The organism is Micromonospora sp. NPDC005174 (assembly GCF_040608495.1).
Lineage (GTDB): Bacteria > Actinomycetota > Actinomycetes > Mycobacteriales > Micromonosporaceae > Micromonospora.
Genome location: NZ_JBEXIJ010000006.1, coordinates 185,917 through 200,572, shown reverse-complemented (window position 1 = coordinate 200,572; position 14,656 = coordinate 185,917). Strand labels below are relative to the sequence as shown.

General features: G+C 74.3%; 15 protein-coding genes and 1 pseudogene. 6 read left to right on the top strand and 10 right to left on the bottom strand.

The window, feature by feature from the left end; translation table 11 throughout:
- Positions 1–118 precede the first annotated feature (118 nt).
- On the top strand, positions 119–964 hold the full coding sequence (locus tag ABZU91_RS10065; protein ID WP_355236806.1) for a GNAT family N-acetyltransferase: 846 nt from the start codon (positions 119–121) through the stop codon (positions 962–964).
- Positions 965–995: 31 nt separating this feature from the next.
- Here the strand turns inward: ABZU91_RS10065 and ABZU91_RS10060 are convergent, their stop codons facing one another.
- Together ABZU91_RS10060 and lgt are read right to left on the bottom strand one after the other, a co-directional pair.
- Positions 996–2,183 carry an FAD-dependent monooxygenase gene (locus tag ABZU91_RS10060; protein ID WP_355236802.1) on the bottom strand — a complete coding sequence of 396 codons (1,188 nt, stop codon included), beginning with the start codon at positions 2,181–2,183 and terminating at the stop codon, positions 996–998.
- A 15-nt stretch (positions 2,184–2,198) separates the two neighbouring features.
- Entirely contained in the window at positions 2,199–3,407 is a 1,209-nt protein-coding gene (lgt, locus tag ABZU91_RS10055; RefSeq protein WP_355236799.1) for a prolipoprotein diacylglyceryl transferase, read from the bottom strand.
- 101 nt (positions 3,408–3,508) lie between these two features.
- Between lgt and ABZU91_RS10050 the strand changes: the two genes are divergently transcribed.
- A complete protein-coding gene (locus ABZU91_RS10050; protein WP_355236796.1) occupies positions 3,509–4,030 on the top strand; it encodes an NUDIX hydrolase in 522 nt (173 codons plus the stop codon).
- Between the two features lie 162 nt (positions 4,031–4,192).
- Here ABZU91_RS10050 and trpA read toward each other — a convergent pair whose 3' ends face one another.
- From trpA to trpC, 3 genes are read right to left on the bottom strand one after another with little or no spacing between them, the layout of a single operon-like run.
- Entirely contained in the window at positions 4,193–4,996 is an 804-nt protein-coding gene (gene trpA, locus ABZU91_RS10045; RefSeq protein ID WP_355236794.1) for a tryptophan synthase subunit alpha, read from the bottom strand.
- Between the two features lies 1 nt (position 4,997).
- Complete coding sequence (gene trpB / locus ABZU91_RS10040) at positions 4,998–6,236, bottom strand: tryptophan synthase subunit beta (RefSeq protein ID WP_355236791.1); 1,239 nt, start codon at positions 6,234–6,236, stop codon at positions 4,998–5,000.
- A 36-nt stretch (positions 6,237–6,272) separates the two neighbouring features.
- Positions 6,273–7,076 (bottom strand): indole-3-glycerol phosphate synthase TrpC, encoded by an 804-nt coding sequence (gene trpC, locus ABZU91_RS10035; RefSeq protein ID WP_039906616.1) that lies wholly within the window; start codon positions 7,074–7,076, stop codon positions 6,273–6,275.
- A 488-nt stretch (positions 7,077–7,564) separates the two neighbouring features.
- On the opposite strand from trpC, the gene ABZU91_RS10030 reads away from it, so the two are divergent.
- The gene (locus ABZU91_RS10030) at positions 7,565–7,834 is read left to right on the top strand and encodes a hypothetical protein (RefSeq protein WP_355236788.1); all 270 of its coding nucleotides are present in this window, start codon (positions 7,565–7,567) and stop codon (positions 7,832–7,834) included.
- Here ABZU91_RS10030 and ABZU91_RS10025 read toward each other — a convergent pair whose 3' ends face one another.
- The 4 genes and pseudogenes from ABZU91_RS10025 to ABZU91_RS10010 all read right to left on the bottom strand — a co-directional run.
- Positions 7,835–8,401: a Trp biosynthesis-associated membrane protein gene (locus ABZU91_RS10025; protein WP_355236785.1), complete on the bottom strand. Its 567-nt coding sequence runs from the start codon at positions 8,399–8,401 to the stop codon at positions 7,835–7,837.
- Positions 8,402–8,515: 114 nt separating this feature from the next.
- Positions 8,516–10,069, bottom strand: a complete 1,554-nt coding sequence (locus ABZU91_RS10020; RefSeq protein ID WP_355236782.1) for an anthranilate synthase component I — start codon at positions 10,067–10,069, stop codon at positions 8,516–8,518.
- Entirely contained in the window at positions 10,066–10,494 is a 429-nt protein-coding gene (hisI, locus tag ABZU91_RS10015) for a phosphoribosyl-AMP cyclohydrolase (RefSeq protein WP_355237007.1), read from the bottom strand. Before hisI ends, ABZU91_RS10020 begins: the two co-directional genes overlap by 4 nt.
- 180 nt (positions 10,495–10,674) lie before the next feature.
- Positions 10,675–10,998 (bottom strand): annotated as a pseudogene (locus ABZU91_RS10010) (phosphoribosyl-AMP cyclohydrolase); the annotation flags it as partial.
- A 554-nt stretch (positions 10,999–11,552) separates the two neighbouring features.
- On the opposite strand from ABZU91_RS10010, the gene ABZU91_RS10005 reads away from it, so the two are divergent.
- From ABZU91_RS10005 to ABZU91_RS09995, 3 genes are all read left to right on the top strand, one after another.
- A complete protein-coding gene (locus tag ABZU91_RS10005) occupies positions 11,553–12,293 on the top strand; it encodes an ABC transporter ATP-binding protein (protein WP_355236779.1) in 741 nt (246 codons plus the stop codon).
- A complete protein-coding gene (locus ABZU91_RS10000) occupies positions 12,290–13,045 on the top strand; it encodes an ABC transporter permease (RefSeq protein ID WP_355236776.1) in 756 nt (251 codons plus the stop codon). Before ABZU91_RS10005 ends, ABZU91_RS10000 begins: the two co-directional genes overlap by 4 nt.
- Before the next feature lie 81 nt (positions 13,046–13,126).
- The gene (locus ABZU91_RS09995; RefSeq protein ID WP_355236773.1) at positions 13,127–13,723 is read left to right on the top strand and encodes a TetR family transcriptional regulator; all 597 of its coding nucleotides are present in this window, start codon (positions 13,127–13,129) and stop codon (positions 13,721–13,723) included.
- 118 nt (positions 13,724–13,841) lie between these two features.
- Here ABZU91_RS09995 and ABZU91_RS09990 read toward each other — a convergent pair whose 3' ends face one another.
- Positions 13,842–14,591 (bottom strand): DUF2470 domain-containing protein, encoded by a 750-nt coding sequence (locus ABZU91_RS09990; RefSeq protein ID WP_355236770.1) that lies wholly within the window; start codon positions 14,589–14,591, stop codon positions 13,842–13,844.
- Between the last annotated feature and the right edge of the window lie 65 nt (positions 14,592–14,656).

Sequence of the window (14,656 nt, the reverse complement as noted above, 5' to 3'; positions counted from 1 at the left end):
GATCATGGTGGGGACGACGTCGGCCCGTGGGTCTATTGAGTCTACGTTAGGGCTGGGGTCGCAAGGCCACTCAAGATTGATCACACCGTCCAGAGTCTGGGACGTGTAGTCTCGCGCGGTGGATTCGGTGCGCAAGGACGTCTTCGACCGGTTGGAACGTTTCTACGACTCGGTGCCCCGGGACGTCGCCCGTGTCGAGGAGCATGGCTCGCTGGTGCTGTTCGTCCGTGGCGGAGCGGGTTGGCCGTTCTACGCCCGCCCCCGGATCGGCGCCACCGAGACGCCGTCGCTGGCCGACGTGGCCTCGGTCCGCGAACGCCAGCGGGAGCTGGGCCTGCCGGAGGCCTTCGAGTGGGTGCACGAGACGGCCCCGGAGCTGCTGGCGGTGGCCCGTTCGGCCGGTTTGTCCGTGCTGGAGGCCCCGCTGATGGTCCTCGACCCGGCCGCCCTGCCCGACCCGGCGACGCTCTCCGACGTACCCGTGCGGGTGCTGGCTGCCGACTCGCCCGACTTCGCCGCGGACGTGGCCGCCCGGCGGGCCGTGGCGGCCGTGGCCTTCGGCGTCCCCGGCACCGCGCCCGGCGAGGCCGGACCGGCCCAGCGGGACGCGGCGGTCACCGAGCTGGAGCTCGCCGCACTGGACGAGGAGCGGGCCCGCATCGCCGACGGCCGACGGATCTCGGCGCTGGCCGGCACGCCGACGGAGGGCGCGCTGGCCAGCGGCATGGCGATGCGCGTGGACGACGTCGCGGAGATCGCCGGGGTGGCCACCCTGCCGGCCGCCCGACGTCGCGGGATGGGCGCCGCGCTGACCGCCACCCTCGCCCGGGAACTGCTCGCCGCCGGCACCGGGCTGGTCTTCCTCTCCGCGGGCAGCGAGGACATCGCCCGGGTCTACCTGCGGGTCGGCTTCCGCCGCATCGGCACCGCCTGCATCGCCGAACCCGCCGCCCTGATCCCCTGAACCGCGCTGAGGCCCTGCCACGCGCGACCGGTCAGGCCGGCGGACGCCACTGCGCCGCGGACGCGGCGGCGCTGGAGAGCAGCCGCGAGTTGATCGTGCCGAGCGCGGCGTCGCGGGCCCGCAGCGCCAACCGGCCCCGGGTCTGGAGCACCGCGGACATGCGGCGGGTCTGCCGGACCACGGTCGCCGCCCGCGGACGACGCACCCGGTCGTACGTCTGCACGGCGTCCGGCAGCCGGGCCTCGCGCAACAGTGAGGCGAGGGTGGCGGCGTCCTCGAACGCGAGACACGCGCCCTGCCCGAGGTGCGGCGGCATGGCGTGCGCCGCGTCCCCGAGCAGCACCACCCCACCCGGCCCGACCCCGAAGCCGTAGGCGCGCGGCAGTGGACGGAGTTCGCGGACCTCCTGCTGGACGAGGTCGCTCGGGTCGGTGGCGTCGAGTAACGCGGCGATCGGCGCGGGCCAGCCGGCGTACCAGCGGCGCAGGAGAGCGAGCTGGGTCTCCGGCGGCTCCGGTCGGGGAGCGCCGGCGGCGGTGGCCACCCAGTAGATACCTCCGCGCGTGGAGCCACCCGAGGAGCCCCGCTCGCCCAACGAGGCGGCCACGAAGCGGTAGCCCGCGCCCAGCACCTCGCCGGCGATGGGCTGGTCGGCGGGTAGCCGGGGTGCCCGGTACCAGGGGATGACGGCCCGCCAGGCGGCGCAGCCGGAGCTGACCACGCCCGCTTCCGGGGCAAGTTGGCGACGGATGACGCTGTCCGTGCCGTCCGCGGCGACCACCAGGTCGGCCTCGATGGTGTGCCGTCCGTCGTTCACGCCCGGCCGTTCACCCGGATCGACGCGGACGTGGCGCACGGTCACCCCGGTGCGCAACTCGACCCGGTCACCGAGGCCGGCGATCAGGGCGTCGTGCAGGTCCTCCCGGTGCACCACCACCGGCATCCGGTCGGCCGGCGTCGGCCGGGGCTGTACGAGCCAGTGCCCGTCCGGGCGGCGTACCCCGCCGTCGGGCAGCGGCGTGGCGATGGCGGCCAGACCGGCGCCGAGACCGAGGGCCTGCAACGCGCGGACACCGTTGGGCCAGAGCACCACGGCGGTCGGCTCGGGACGGACCCGCTCAGCGCGGTCCAGCAGGGTGACCTGCCACCCGGACCGGGCCAGCGCGCCGGCGACCGCGAGGCCTCCGACCCCGGCGCCGACCACCACCGCGCTTCGCATCGGTGCCGCCTCCGCTCAGCTGTCCCGGTCGGCCGGGCGCGCGCCGGTGGCGTCGGCCCGGGCCTCGTCGCGTGCCTCGGGCGTACCGTCCGTCGACCCGTCGGCGCGGTCGCCGTCGGCGGTCTCGTCGTCGCCCGCCTCGTGGGGTGCCGCCTCGTCGTCGAGCGGCTCGGCGCCGTCGCGGCGTACCTCGTCGGCGGTTTCCGGCGGTGCCACACCGGTGTCCCGCCAGGTTTCGTACTGCTCCTCGCTGACCACCCGGTAACCGTCCGGGGCGGCGGCACGCGCGCTGGTCTCGTGCTCGGAGAGGTCGACCTGGGACAGATCGGACGTCGTGGGCAGCGTGGGGGTGGCCGCCGCGCCGACCGGGATCAGGAACTCCCGGGGGCCGCGGACCCGCACGAAGTAGGCCAGCGCGCCGAGGAAGACCAGGGCCGCGGTCCAGACGTTGAGCCGTACGCCGAGGATGTGGTTCGCCTCGTCGGTGCGCATCAGCTCGATCCAGAACCGGCCGGCGGTGTAGCCCATCACGTACAGCGCGAAAGCCCGGCCCCGCCCGAGCCGCAACCGCCGGTCCAGGACGAGGACCAGCGCGACCACGCCGAGGTTCCACAGCGCCTCGTAGAGGAACGTCGGGTGGTAGAGGCCGGGTTCGAGGATCGGCTGGCCGGCGTCGTCCCGCAGCGCGTGCCCCGGGTTGTCCGGGTCCATCCGGTGGATCTGCAGGCCCCAGGGCAGCGTGGTCCGGTCGCCGAACAGCTCGTTGTTGAACCAGTTGCCGAGCCGACCGACCGCCTGGGCCAGCGGCAGCCCGGGGGCCAGCGCGTCGGCCACCACGCTCAACGGGATGCCGAGCTGCCGGGCGGCGATCCAGGCGCCGATCGCGCCGCCGGCGACGGCGCCCCAGATGCCGAGACCGCCCTCCCAGATGGCAAACGCCTTCAGCGGCTCGCCACCGGCCCCGAAGTACTTCTCCGGCGAGGTGATCACGTGGTAGATCCGGGCGCCGATGATGCCCGCGGGCACCGCCCACACGGCGATGTCGAGCACCGCGCCCGGAGCGACGCCCCGCTGGCGCATCCGGCGCTCGGTCACCCAGCAGGCAAGCACGATGCCGGCGATGATGCACAGCGCGTAGGCCCGGATCGGGACCGGCCCGAGCTGCCAGACCGCGGTGCTGGGACTGGGCAGGGCCGCCTGGGGGGACAGCGAGGCGATGGTCACGGGTGCACACGCTACCGCTGCGCACCCCTGCGGCGGCACCCCGGGCCGCCGCGCCGCGATCGGAATGACTTCTGGTTTGCGCCGCCGTAGGCTCTTTGTCCATGAGCGCGCTCACCTGGGCGGTCGCCGCGGTCGTCGCCGACGCCGCCGGCCGGGTGCTGCTCTGTCGGCAGGGCCGGGGCGAGCGCCGGTACGCGTTGCCCGGTGGCCGACTCCGTCCGGCGGAGAGCCCGGTGCGGGCGGCGCTGCGCGACATCCGCACCGAGACCGGCTGGGAGATCGACCTGGTCGACCTGGTCGGCGTCTACCACCTCACCGGTCCGACGGCGATCAGACCGGCCGGTCGCGCCGGGCCGCTGCCGGACATCCTGGTGCACGTGTTCCGCGCCCGTGTCGCCGAGGGCCGGCCGGACGCCGACCCACCGGCGGGCTGCCGGCTCTCCTGGCACGACCCCTCGGCACTGCCCGAGGCGGTCACCCCGCTGACCCGGGCAGCCGTCACCGACGCGCTCGCCGGACGCTCCGGCGTACTCCGTGCTGTTGCCTCGACGCTCGACACCGCCACCCCCGCGCCGCCGGAGCAGCGCGGTGAGACGGCCAGCGACCCGTCGCTGCTGCCCTGACTCCGCACCGCCCGACGGCACAGCCGCGGGCCCGGCATGCGGGGTGACTTACGCCCCGGAGACGCACATCCACAACGAGCGTGATGCCTGTGAGTCATCAAGATGACTCACAGGCATCACGCTCGTTGTGGGGAGGCAGGCCCGACGACCAGCGGCGCGGACTCAGCGGGCGGGGTTGCGGACGCCCTCGGCGAGTTCGGCGCTCAGGGCACGCAGCGCGGCCAGCCCCTCGGCCTCGGAGGACGCGTCGAGGACGCACCGGACCAGCGCGCTGCCGACGATCACTCCGTCGGCGTACCCGGCGACGGTGCTGGCCTGCGCGCCGGTGCCCACCCCCAGACCGACGCCGACGGGCAGGTCGGTGACCCCACGAACCCGGGACACGAGCGTGGGAGCGGCATCGGAGGTACGTGCACGCGCGCCGGTCACCCCCATGACGGCCGTGGCGTAGACGAAGCCCCGGCAGTGCTCGACGGTCATCGCGAGCCGGGCGTCGGTGGACGACGGCGACACCAGGAAGGTGCGGTCCAGCCCGTGGGCCTCCGAGGCGGCCAGCCACTCGGCCGCCTCGTCGGGGATGAGGTCCGGCGTGATCAGGCCGGTGCCGCCGGCGGAGGCCAGGTCGCGGGCGAACACGTCCACGCCGTACCGCTCGACGGGGTTCCAGTAGGTCATCGTGACGACCGGCGCGCCGGTCGCCGCGACCGCCTCGATGATGCGCAGCGCGTCGGCCGTACGGACGCCGCCGGCCAGCGCGATGTCGCTGGCCTTCTGGATGACCGGGCCGTCCATCACGGGATCGGAGTACGGGATCTCCACCTCGATGACGTCGACGCCGGCCTCGACCATCGCCGTCATGGCCGCGATGCTGCCCTCGACGGTCGGGAACCCGGCCGGCATGCAGCCCACCAGCACGGCCCGTCCGTCGGCCCGGGCCTTGTCGAACGCCACCCCGATGCGGCTCATCTCAGCGCTCCTTGTCGAGGATGCCGAAGTAGTCCCCGGCGGTGTGCACGTCCTTGTCGCCCCGACCGGAGAGGTTGACCACGATGGTGGGCTCCCGGCCCAGCTCGGCGGCGAGCTTCGGGGCCAGCGTCAACGTGCCGGCGAGCGCGTGGGAGCTCTCGATCGCCGGGATGATGCCCTCGGTGCGGCAGAGCAGCTCGAAGGCGGCCATCGCCTCGTCGTCGGTGACCGGCAGGTAGCTGGCCCGGCCACTGTCGTGCAGCCAGGCGTGCTCGGGCCCGACGCCGGGGTAGTCCAGACCGGCGGAGATCGAGTGCGACTCCAGGGTCTGCCCGTCGGCGTCCTGCAACACGTACGTGCGGGTGCCGTGCAGCACGCCTGCCGACCCGCCGGTGATGCTGGCCGCGTGCCGACCGGTGTCGACCCCGTCCCCGCCGGCCTCGAAGCCGTACAGCCGCACGTCCTCGTCGCCGACGAAGGCGTGGAAGATGCCCAGCGCGTTGGAGCCGCCGCCGACGCAGGCGGTGACCGCGTCCGGCAGCGCGCCGGTCAGGTCGAGGCACTGCTGGCGGGCCTCGTCACCGATGCCCCGGACGAAGTCCCGCACCATCGCCGGGAACGGGTGCGGCCCGGCGGCGGTGCCGATCAGGTAGTGGGTCGCGTCGACGTTCGCCACCCAGTCACGCATCGCCTCGTTCATCGCGTCCTTGAGGGTGCGCGAGCCGGTGGTGACCGGGACGACCGTGGCGCCGAGCATCCGCATCCGGGCCACGTTGAGCGCCTGCCGCTCGGTGTCGACCTCGCCCATGTAGACCACGCACTCGAGGTCGAACAGGGCGGCGGCGGTCGCGGTGGCGACGCCGTGCTGGCCCGCCCCGGTCTCGGCGATCACCCGGGTCTTGCCCATCCGCTTGGTGAGCAGCGCCTGGCCGAGCACGTTGCGGACCTTGTGCGCGCCGGTGTGGTTGAGGTCCTCGCGCTTGAGCAGCACCCGGGCGCCGACCTTCGCCGAGAACCGTCGGGCCTCGTAGAGCAGTGACGGCGTGCCGGCGTAGTCGCGCAGCAGGGCGCCGAACTCGGCCCGGAAGGACTCGTCCGCCATCGCCGTACGCCATGCCCCGTCGAGCTCGTCGAGCGCGGCCACCAGGGCCTCGGGCACGAACCGACCGCCGAAGCGGCCGAAGTGGCCGGCGGAGTCGGGCTGCGAACCGGCCACCGGGGCCAGCGCATCGGCGCTCATCGGAAATCCTCTCGGTGGGGCGTCACACCGGCGCGGTCAGCGCACCGGCCGGGGCGTCGCCGGGTGGTTGCCGGCGTTGACCAACTCGGCCACCGCCTCCCGCGGGCTCTTCTGGGTGACCAGTCCCTCGCCGACCAGGACCGCGTCCGCGCCCGCGGAGGCGTACCGGATCAGGTCGTGGGGCCCCCGCACGCCGGATTCGGCGATCTTGACGACGCTGCTGGGCAGGCCGGGCGCGATCCGCTCGAACACCGACCGGTCCACCTGAAGCGTACGCAGGTCACGGGCGTTGACCCCGATCACCTGCGCGCCGGCCTCCAGGGCCCGGTCGGCCTCCTCCTCGTCGTGGACCTCGACGAGCGCGGTCATGCCCAGCGACTCGATCCGCTCCAGGAGGCCCATCAGCACGTTCTGCTCGAGGGCGGCCACGATCAGCAGGACCAGGTCGGCGCCGTGCGCACGCGCCTCGTGCACCTGGTAGCTGGAGACCACGAAGTCCTTGCGCAGCACCGGCACGGTGACCGCGGCCCGGACGGCTGCCAGGTCGTCCAGCGAACCGCCGAACCAGCGCCCCTCGGTCAGGACGCTGATGGCCCGCGCGCCGCCCGCCGCGTAGTCGACGGCGAGGTCGGCCGGATCGGCGATCTCGGCCAGCCGGCCCTTGGACGGCGAGGAGCGCTTGACCTCGGCGATGACCGCGACGCCAGGCTTACGCAACGCCGCGTACGCGTCCAGCGGCGGCGGCGCGGCCGCGGCCAGTTCACGGATCCGCTCCAACGGAACCTGCTCCTGGCGACGGGCGACGTCCTCGCGCACGCCAGCCAGGATCTCGTCGAGCACGCTTACGGACGCTGCCTGACCGGCCTCGTCCCCCTCCGCGTGCGCATGCTCAGCAGTCACCAACGGACTCCCCTCTCCGGGTGTCATGGGCCGATGCTAGGGGCAGCCGACCGAGGCCGGGAGCCGGGGGTATGGCGCTGCTCACGAAAAGGGCTGCGGCATAATGGCCGACTTGCCGTGAACGGGATGTCACGCAGCGCCACCTCCGGTATCGATCGCCGTCACACGACGAGAGCCCGGCGACTCCGGTCGAACCGGGCCGACCCATCGATCATGCCACCCCTCGCGGATCGCCGCTCGTCGGGAGCGACAGCGGTCGATGCTGTGAGCAAGCTCAAGGCCGAACGGCCGGTCCCAGGTCGCGGGTGTGGCGGGACAGTTGACCGGGCGGTCACCCCGGCGAAACGTCGGCCGTCGACCATCGTCCTCGGGCAGACTCGACGAAGCGCCTGCCCGACCGTCGCCGAACTCCTCGTGCGGAGTGAGCCATGAACATTGCCGAGTCGAACTCCAGCATCGGACTGACCACCATCTCCCGGACCATGGCTTCGCTCGCCGTCGGGGTGGTGCACACCCTGGAGCGGGCCGTCGTCGGCGACGGCCGGATGCGCACGGCACGTGGCAACGCCTGGGAGGCGGTCTGCGCCGACCGGGCCCGCGCCGACCGACGCGCCGAGCTGGACCGCCTGGTGTCCGAGCTGACCGCCGCCCGCGCCGACGCCACCCGTCCGCAGCGCGAACGACAGCCGGTCGGCTGATCAGCCGGCGGTCGGGTCCTCACCCCGGTCCAACGCGTCCCACGCCTCGGTGGTGCGCCGGCCGGCCATCGGGCCCGCAGCGGTAGCCGTCGTCGGCTTACTCTCCGTGACGGTCCGCGCCGGCCGCTCGTACCGGGCACCCATCGCCGGCCACCCGCCACCCCGCAGCGCCGTCCACCCGCCACCCAGGGCGACGAGCAGACCGCCGACCAGGCAGAGCGCTGGCCACTGCCGGCTGACCACACCCCCGAGATCGGCGACCAGCCCGTAGGCGGCGCCGGCCGCCACCGCCAGGCCCAGAACTCCGAGCAGCACACCCAGCAGCCGCCGTACCCGACCCCGGGTCGCCAGCACCGCGCCGCCGCCGGCCAGCGCCACCAGCGCCAACGCCGGCAGCCACGGCAGCAGGGCGGCGCCGCTGCGGGCCGCGCGCACCGGCGGCAGCGGCGCCGGCCGCGCGGTCACCTCGACCGACCAGCCCCGGGTCGCCGCCCACAGCGCCAGGGCCGCGCCGGCAAGACACAGCAGCATCGCGTACGTCAGCTCACGCCGACCCCTCGCGCTCACCGGAATTGCCTTTCGTTCGCGACTGCGGGGCTCCGCTGCGCTGCACTCCTCGCGCTCACCGGACTTGCCTTTCGTTCGCGACTGCGGGGCTCCGCTGCGCTGCACTCCTCGCGCTCACCGAGCCGCCCGCAGCGTTTCGGCCGCGGCGATCGCCGCCAGCACGGCGGCGGCCTTGTCGCGGGTCTCCTGCTCCTCGGCCGCCGGTTCCGAGTCGGCGACCACCCCCGCGCCGGCCTGTACGTAGGCGCGGCCGTCGCGGATCAGCGCGGTCCGGATGGCGATCGCCATGTCCAGGTCGCCGCCGAAGCCGAAGTAGCCGACCGTGCCGCCGTAGACGCCCCGGCGAACCGGTTCCAACTCCTCGATGATCTCCATGGCCCGGACCTTGGGCGCGCCGGAGAGCGTTCCGGCCGGGAAGGTCGCGGCGAGCGCGTCGAACGCGGAACGGTCGTCACGCAGCGTGCCGGTCACGGTGGAGACGATGTGCATCACGTGGCTGTACCGCTCGATGGTCGCGAACTCCGGCACCTGGACGCTGCCCGGCTCGCAGACCCGACCCAGGTCGTTGCGGCCCAGGTCGACGAGCATCACGTGCTCGGCCCGCTCCTTGGGGTCGGCGAGCAGCTCGGCGGCGAGCCCGGCGTCGGCCGTGGCGGTGCCGCCGCGCGGCCGGGTGCCCGCGATGGGGTGCAGCAGCGCCCGTCGCCGCCCGTCCGCACCGGCGGTCACCTTCAAGTGCGCCTCCGGCGACGAGCCGACGATGTCGAACCCGTCGAAGCGCAGCAGGTACATGTACGGGCTGGGGTTGCTGGTGCGCAGCACCCGGTAGACGTCCAGCGGGTCGGCGCGCGTCGCCCGCTCGAACCGCTGGGACAGCACGATCTGGAAGCACTCGCCGGCCCGGATCGCCTCCTTGGCCGCGTCCACCGCCTTCAGGTAACCACCCTCGGGCGTACGACAGAGCACCTCGCCGGCCGGTGGACGCTCGACCGTCGAGATCATCGGCGGGATGGGCCGGGACAGCGCGGTGGTCATCGCGTCGAGCCGGCCCACCGCGTGGTGGTACGCGGCGGTGACGTGCGCGTCGCGGCCCGGGGCGTCCAGGGGCGGCAGCACCGCGTTGGCGACCAGGATCGCGGAGCCGTCGTAGTGGTCGAGCACCACCAGGTCGGTCGCCAGCATCATGCCCAGCTCCGGCACGCCGAGGTCGTCCTCGGTCAGCTCGGGCAGCCGCTCGAAACGGCGGACGAGGTCGTACCCGAGATAGCCGACCATGCCCCCGGTCAGCGGCGGCAGGCCGTCGCCCGGGCCGTGCGGCGGGCCGGCGAGCGCGGCGACGGTGTCGCGCAGCACCCGCACCGGGTCGCCGTCGATGGGCAGCCCGGCCGGCGGCTGACCCAGCCAGGTCGCCGCGCCGTCGCGCTCGACGAGGGTCGCGCTGCTCCGGACGCCGATGAACGAGTACCGCGACCAGGCCGTGCCCGCCGAGCCGACGCCCTGCTCGGCTGATTCGAGCAGGAACGTGCCGGGCCCGCCGGCGAGCTTGCGGTAGACCCCCACCGGGGTCTCGGCGTCGGCCAGCAGCCGTCGGGTGACCGGTACGACGCGCCAGCGGGCGGCCAGCTCGGTGAAGGTGGCCAGGTCGGGGCTCACCGCGCCGTCGGTCATGCGCCGGCCCCGGTCACCGGCAGCTCGGTGAAGAAACACGTCCGGTGCCCGGTGTGGCAGGCCGCGCCGACCTGGTCGACGCTGACCAGGAGCGCGTCGCCGTCGCAGTCCAGGGCGACCGAGCGCACGTACTGGTGGTGCCCGGAGGTGGCGCCCTTGACCCAGTACTCCCGCCGGCTGCGCGACCAGTAGGTGGCCCGGCCGGTGGTGAGGGTGCGGTGCAGCGCCTCGTCGTCCATCCAGGCGACCATCAGCACCTCGCCGGAGTCGTGCGCGCGCACCACGGCGGCGACCAGGCCGTCGGCGCTGCGGCGCAGTTGGGCCGCGATGGCCGGGTCGAGCCGGGACGGACGGACCGGCGCCGACGCCACCGGGCCACTCGGTTCGCTGGGTACGCCGGTCACCGGCGCGTCAGGTACGGGCACAGTTTCCCATTGTCCCGCACGCGGCGTGGGCACCGGTGACGACTCCCGCCGAGGCTTCGGCCGATGGCCCACGGGCGACGCCAGCTGGGCCACGTAACGGTCGAGGCGGCCGTCGACCAGGGCGTCGGCCAGGTCGGCGCCGGACACGTCGGCGATCTCCCCCGCGTACGGGCGGATCAGCGGGAGGATGCCGGCGACCAGCCGCACGGCAGCCGCCCAGAGCTGCCCGGTGGCGCCCGGACGCAGGCCGAGGCAGAGCAGCATGTCCTCGCGGTAGCCGGCCGGGGCGACCGGCAGCTCCAGGGCCGCCGCGAACGCCGCCCGACGCGACGACACCCGCACCGACGGGTTCGCCGGGCGCAGCACCGACGGGCAGAGGCGGGCCAGGTCCGCCACCGCGAGCCGCACCCCGAGGCGGTCGGCGGCGGCCCGCGCGGCGGCGGCCTTGCCGAGCAGGGCGATCAGCTCCTCCAGCCGGGGTGGCTCGGCGGGTTGGCAGAGCACCGGGAGGTCGATCCGGGGCCGCCAGTGCGGGTCTGCCCAGAGCAGCCGAGCCGGTGCGCTGACCGGCAGTCCGAACGCCCAGTCGGCCGGCTCGCCGAGCCGGTGCACCCAGGAGCGGACGTCGCGCGCCGCCACCGAGACGTGGGTGAGCCGGCCGGCCGTCTCGGCCAGGTAGGCGCGACGGGCGGCGTACGGCGAGCCACCGACCAGCACGTCGAGGTCGACGTCGCTGTGCGCGGTGGCCGCCCGCCGGGCGTGACTGCCGCGCAGCAGGATGCCGACGACCGGCCGTTCGGCGGCGTCTCGCAACCGCGCGGCCCAGTCCTCGAGAAATCCGCTGTGCGGTAACGGAGCGTGACCCACGGCGCCATCGTGCCGTACGCCCGATCGGCGCGCAATGCCCGTTGCCGGACCTGCTGTCCGGTCCGAAGCCTACTGCCCGTTCTCACACTTGGCGCGACGGCGGGCGCGGTCGGCCGGGCGGGCGTTGCGCGGGCGACACCGACCCCTCTAGCGTGGAATTCAACGGATGATGAGTTTCTCGGAGGTGCGCGATGGACGACGCCATAGGCGTCCACGACCTGGTGGTCGATCGGGGCGGACGGCGGGTGCTGGACGGCATCAGCTGCGCCGTCCCGCGCGGCGCCGTCACCGGTCTGCTGGGGCCCAGCGGCAGCGGCAAGACCACGTTCATGCGCGCGATGGTGGGCGTGCAGGTGGTGACCTCGGGGACGGTCACGGTGCTGGGCCAGCCGGCGGGCAGCCCGACGCTGCGGCACCGGGTGGGCTACCTCACCCAGGCGCCGAGCGTCTACGCCGACCTGACCGTACGGGAGAACGCCCGCTACTTCGCGGCCCTGTACGGGCGGGGTCGGGCCGAGGCCGACGAGGCGGTAGCCGCCGTCGGTCTGGCCAAGGCGGCCGGTCAGCTGGTCGCCACCCTCTCCGGTGGTCAGCGCAGTCGGGCCTCGCTGGCCTGCGCCCTGGTCGGCGACCCGGAGCTGGTCATCCTCGACGAGCCGACCGTCGGCCAGGACCCGGTGCTGCGGGCCGACCTGTGGGCCCGGTTCCACGCCATGGCCGCGGCCGGCACCACCCTGTTGGTGTCGAGCCACGTGATGGACGAGGCAGCCCGCTGCGACCGGCTGCTGCTGATCCGGGAGGGTCGCCTGATCGCCGACGACAGCCCGGACGCGATCCGCGCCGCCGCGGGCGTGGACGACCTCGACGAGGCGTTCCTGCGGCTGATCCGGGCCGGCGAGGAGAAGGCGTCGACGGGAGGCATGCCGTCATGAACGTACGAATTCTGGCGGCGACCATCGGCCGTGTCCTGCGCCAGCTCCGGCACGACCGGCGGACGATCGCGCTGCTCGTGGTGGTGCCGACGGTCCTGCTCACGCTGGTCTACTACATGTACGCCGACAAGCCGACACTGCCCGGGCAGCCGTCGGTGTTCGACCGGGTCGCCCTGGTGATGCTGGGGACCTTCCCGTTCGTGATCATGTTCCTCGTCACCAGCATCGCGATGCTGCGGGAACGCACGTCCGGCACGCTGGAGCGGCTGCTCACCACCCCGTTGGGCAAGCTCGACCTGCTCTTCGGGTACGGCATCGCGTTCGGGTTGGCCGCCGCCGTGCAGGCCACGTTGGCAGCCGGCCTGGCGTACTGGGTCTTCGATCTGCGAACCCTCGGCAGCAGCGGTCTGGTGATCGGGATCGCGGTGCTCGACGCGGTGCTCGGGGTCGCCCTCGGCCTGCTGTGCAGCGCCTTCGCCCGCACCGAGTTCCAGGCAGTACAGTTCCTCCCGGTCGTGGTGATCCCCCAGCTCCTGCTCTGCGGGCTGTTCGTTGCCCGCGCCGAGATGGCCGGCTGGCTCCAGGGGCTCAGTGACGCGCTCCCCCTGACGTACGCCATCGAGGCGTTGCAGGAGGTCGGCGCCCACGCCGAGCCGACCGCGACCATGTGGCGGGATGTGGGCGTGGTGTTCGGCGCGGTGGTGCTGGCGCTGGTGCTCGCGGCGGCGACCCTGCGGCGGCGCACCGGCTGACCGGTCGGCGGCCCGCGTGGCGCGGGCCGCCACCCACCGTCGGGGCGACCGGCGGTGTCAGCGGACGAGCGAGGGGCGGCGATGGCGCGGCGTACCGGTCGGCGACCCGGCAACCCGGACACCCGGGAGGCCATTCTCGAGGCGGCGCGGGCGGCGTTCGCCGAGCGGGGTTTCGACGCCGCCCCGATCCGTGCCATCGCCGCGACCGCCGGGGTGGATCCGGCGCTGGTGCACCACTACTTCGGCACCAAGGACCAGCTCTTCCGCGCCGCCATGAACTTCCCCGTGGACCCGGCCGCGCTGCTCCCGGCCGTGCTGGCCGGCGACCAGGACGCGGTCGGCGAGCGGCTGGTCCGCACCTTCGTCGGCATCTGGGACTCTCCGGCCGGCAGTGCGGGCGTGGCGCTGTTGCGCTCGGCGGTGAGCAGCGAGTGGACCGCGCGCCTGCTGCGGGAGTTCGTCACCACGCAGGTGCTCCGTCGGGTGCTCGACCAGCTCGACGTCGATCCGGCCCAGCTGCCGCTGCGCGGGGCGCTGGTCGCGACCCAGCTGATCGGTCTGGCCATGATCCGGCACGTGGTGCGGCTGGAGCCGGTGGCGTCGGCCGATCCGGAGACCCTGGTCGCGACCATCGGTCCCACCGTCCAGCGGTACCTGACCGGACCGCTGCCGGCCTAGCCGACCGACGGGCGCTGTCACGCGGCCGGCGCGCGCGGCTGGCACCGCGCGGCCGGCAGCGCACGACCAGCGTGGCACGTGGCGTCCGGCGCGGGCGAACGCGGCCGAGCGTGGCCGCTCAGCGGGGCGGCTGGGCGTCGGCGGGGCGGCGTAGCGGCGGGAGCAGCCGGCCCAACTCGTCCGGGCCGGTCAGCGGGCATGGGAACGCCAGCCGGACACGTCGTCGCGCGCCGGGTCGGCCGAGGGCCACCACCAGCCCGTACCGGTCGACACGCACCACGCGTGGCGGTCCGTCCAGAGTCTGCTCGGTCAGCCCGAGCTGCCGGCGCAGGTAGTCGGTGACAGCGGCGGGCTCGCGCTCGGCGAAGTCGGCCAGCAGCAGCGACTCGAACGGGTGCACCGGGTCGGGCTCCGCCTCGGCGTACTCCCCCGGGTCGATCCGGTGGACGACCCCGGCGCGCTCCCAGCGGACCTCGGCCACCTCGAAGCGGAACAGCCGGAAGCGGGTGCCCACGTCGAGCAGGTCACCGGTCGGCTCGACGGCGGCGAAGTCGACCGCCGCCCGGCGTGCCTCGTCGTCGTGCAGTTCGGCGGCCCAGCCGGACACCCAGGCCCGTCCGAGACCGGGAGCGCCGGCCGCGGGCGGCAGGTCGAGGACGTCCAGGACCACCGCGACGTCGGCGCCCCCGGCGACGGGCTGGAGCGCGGCGCCCAGGTGGCTGGCCACGGGAACGAGCAGCAGAACCCGCCCGTCGGGGTCGGTCACGTGCCGGGCGTGGTGCGGGCCCGGGCGGCGCGCCAGGTGGACGAGGCCGGGCAGGCGACCGGCGACGAGGGTACGGACGATCTCGGCGGGGCTGGGCCGCATGGCGCAACCTCCTTCAAAGGTTAGCCTTACCTAACCGGAGCGTAGAGCACCAGGACCACCCCGTC

Bases quoted from the DNA above. Each gene is read 5' to 3' on its own strand.
- ABZU91_RS10000 (WP_355236776.1), top strand. From the start codon at position 12,290: ATGAACGTACGAATTCTGGCGGCGACCATCGGCCGTGTCCTGCGCCAG.
- trpA (WP_355236794.1), bottom strand. From the start codon at position 4,996: ATGAGCCGCATCGGGGTGGCGTTCGACAAGGCCCGGGCCGACGGACGG.
- ABZU91_RS10005 (WP_355236779.1), top strand. From the start codon at position 11,553: ATGGACGACGCCATAGGCGTCCACGACCTGGTGGTCGATCGGGGCGGA.
- ABZU91_RS10020 (WP_355236782.1), bottom strand. From the start codon at position 10,069: ATGACCGACGGCGCGGTGAGCCCCGACCTGGCCACCTTCACCGAGCTG.
- ABZU91_RS10060 (WP_355236802.1), bottom strand. From the start codon at position 2,183: ATGCGAAGCGCGGTGGTGGTCGGCGCCGGGGTCGGAGGCCTCGCGGTC.
- ABZU91_RS09990 (WP_355236770.1), bottom strand. From the start codon at position 14,591: ATGCGGCCCAGCCCCGCCGAGATCGTCCGTACCCTCGTCGCCGGTCGC.
- ABZU91_RS10030 (WP_355236788.1), top strand. From the start codon at position 7,565: ATGAACATTGCCGAGTCGAACTCCAGCATCGGACTGACCACCATCTCC.
- ABZU91_RS10050 (WP_355236796.1), top strand. From the start codon at position 3,509: ATGAGCGCGCTCACCTGGGCGGTCGCCGCGGTCGTCGCCGACGCCGCC.
- trpB (WP_355236791.1), bottom strand. From the start codon at position 6,236: ATGAGCGCCGATGCGCTGGCCCCGGTGGCCGGTTCGCAGCCCGACTCC.
- ABZU91_RS09995 (WP_355236773.1), top strand. From the start codon at position 13,127: ATGGCGCGGCGTACCGGTCGGCGACCCGGCAACCCGGACACCCGGGAG.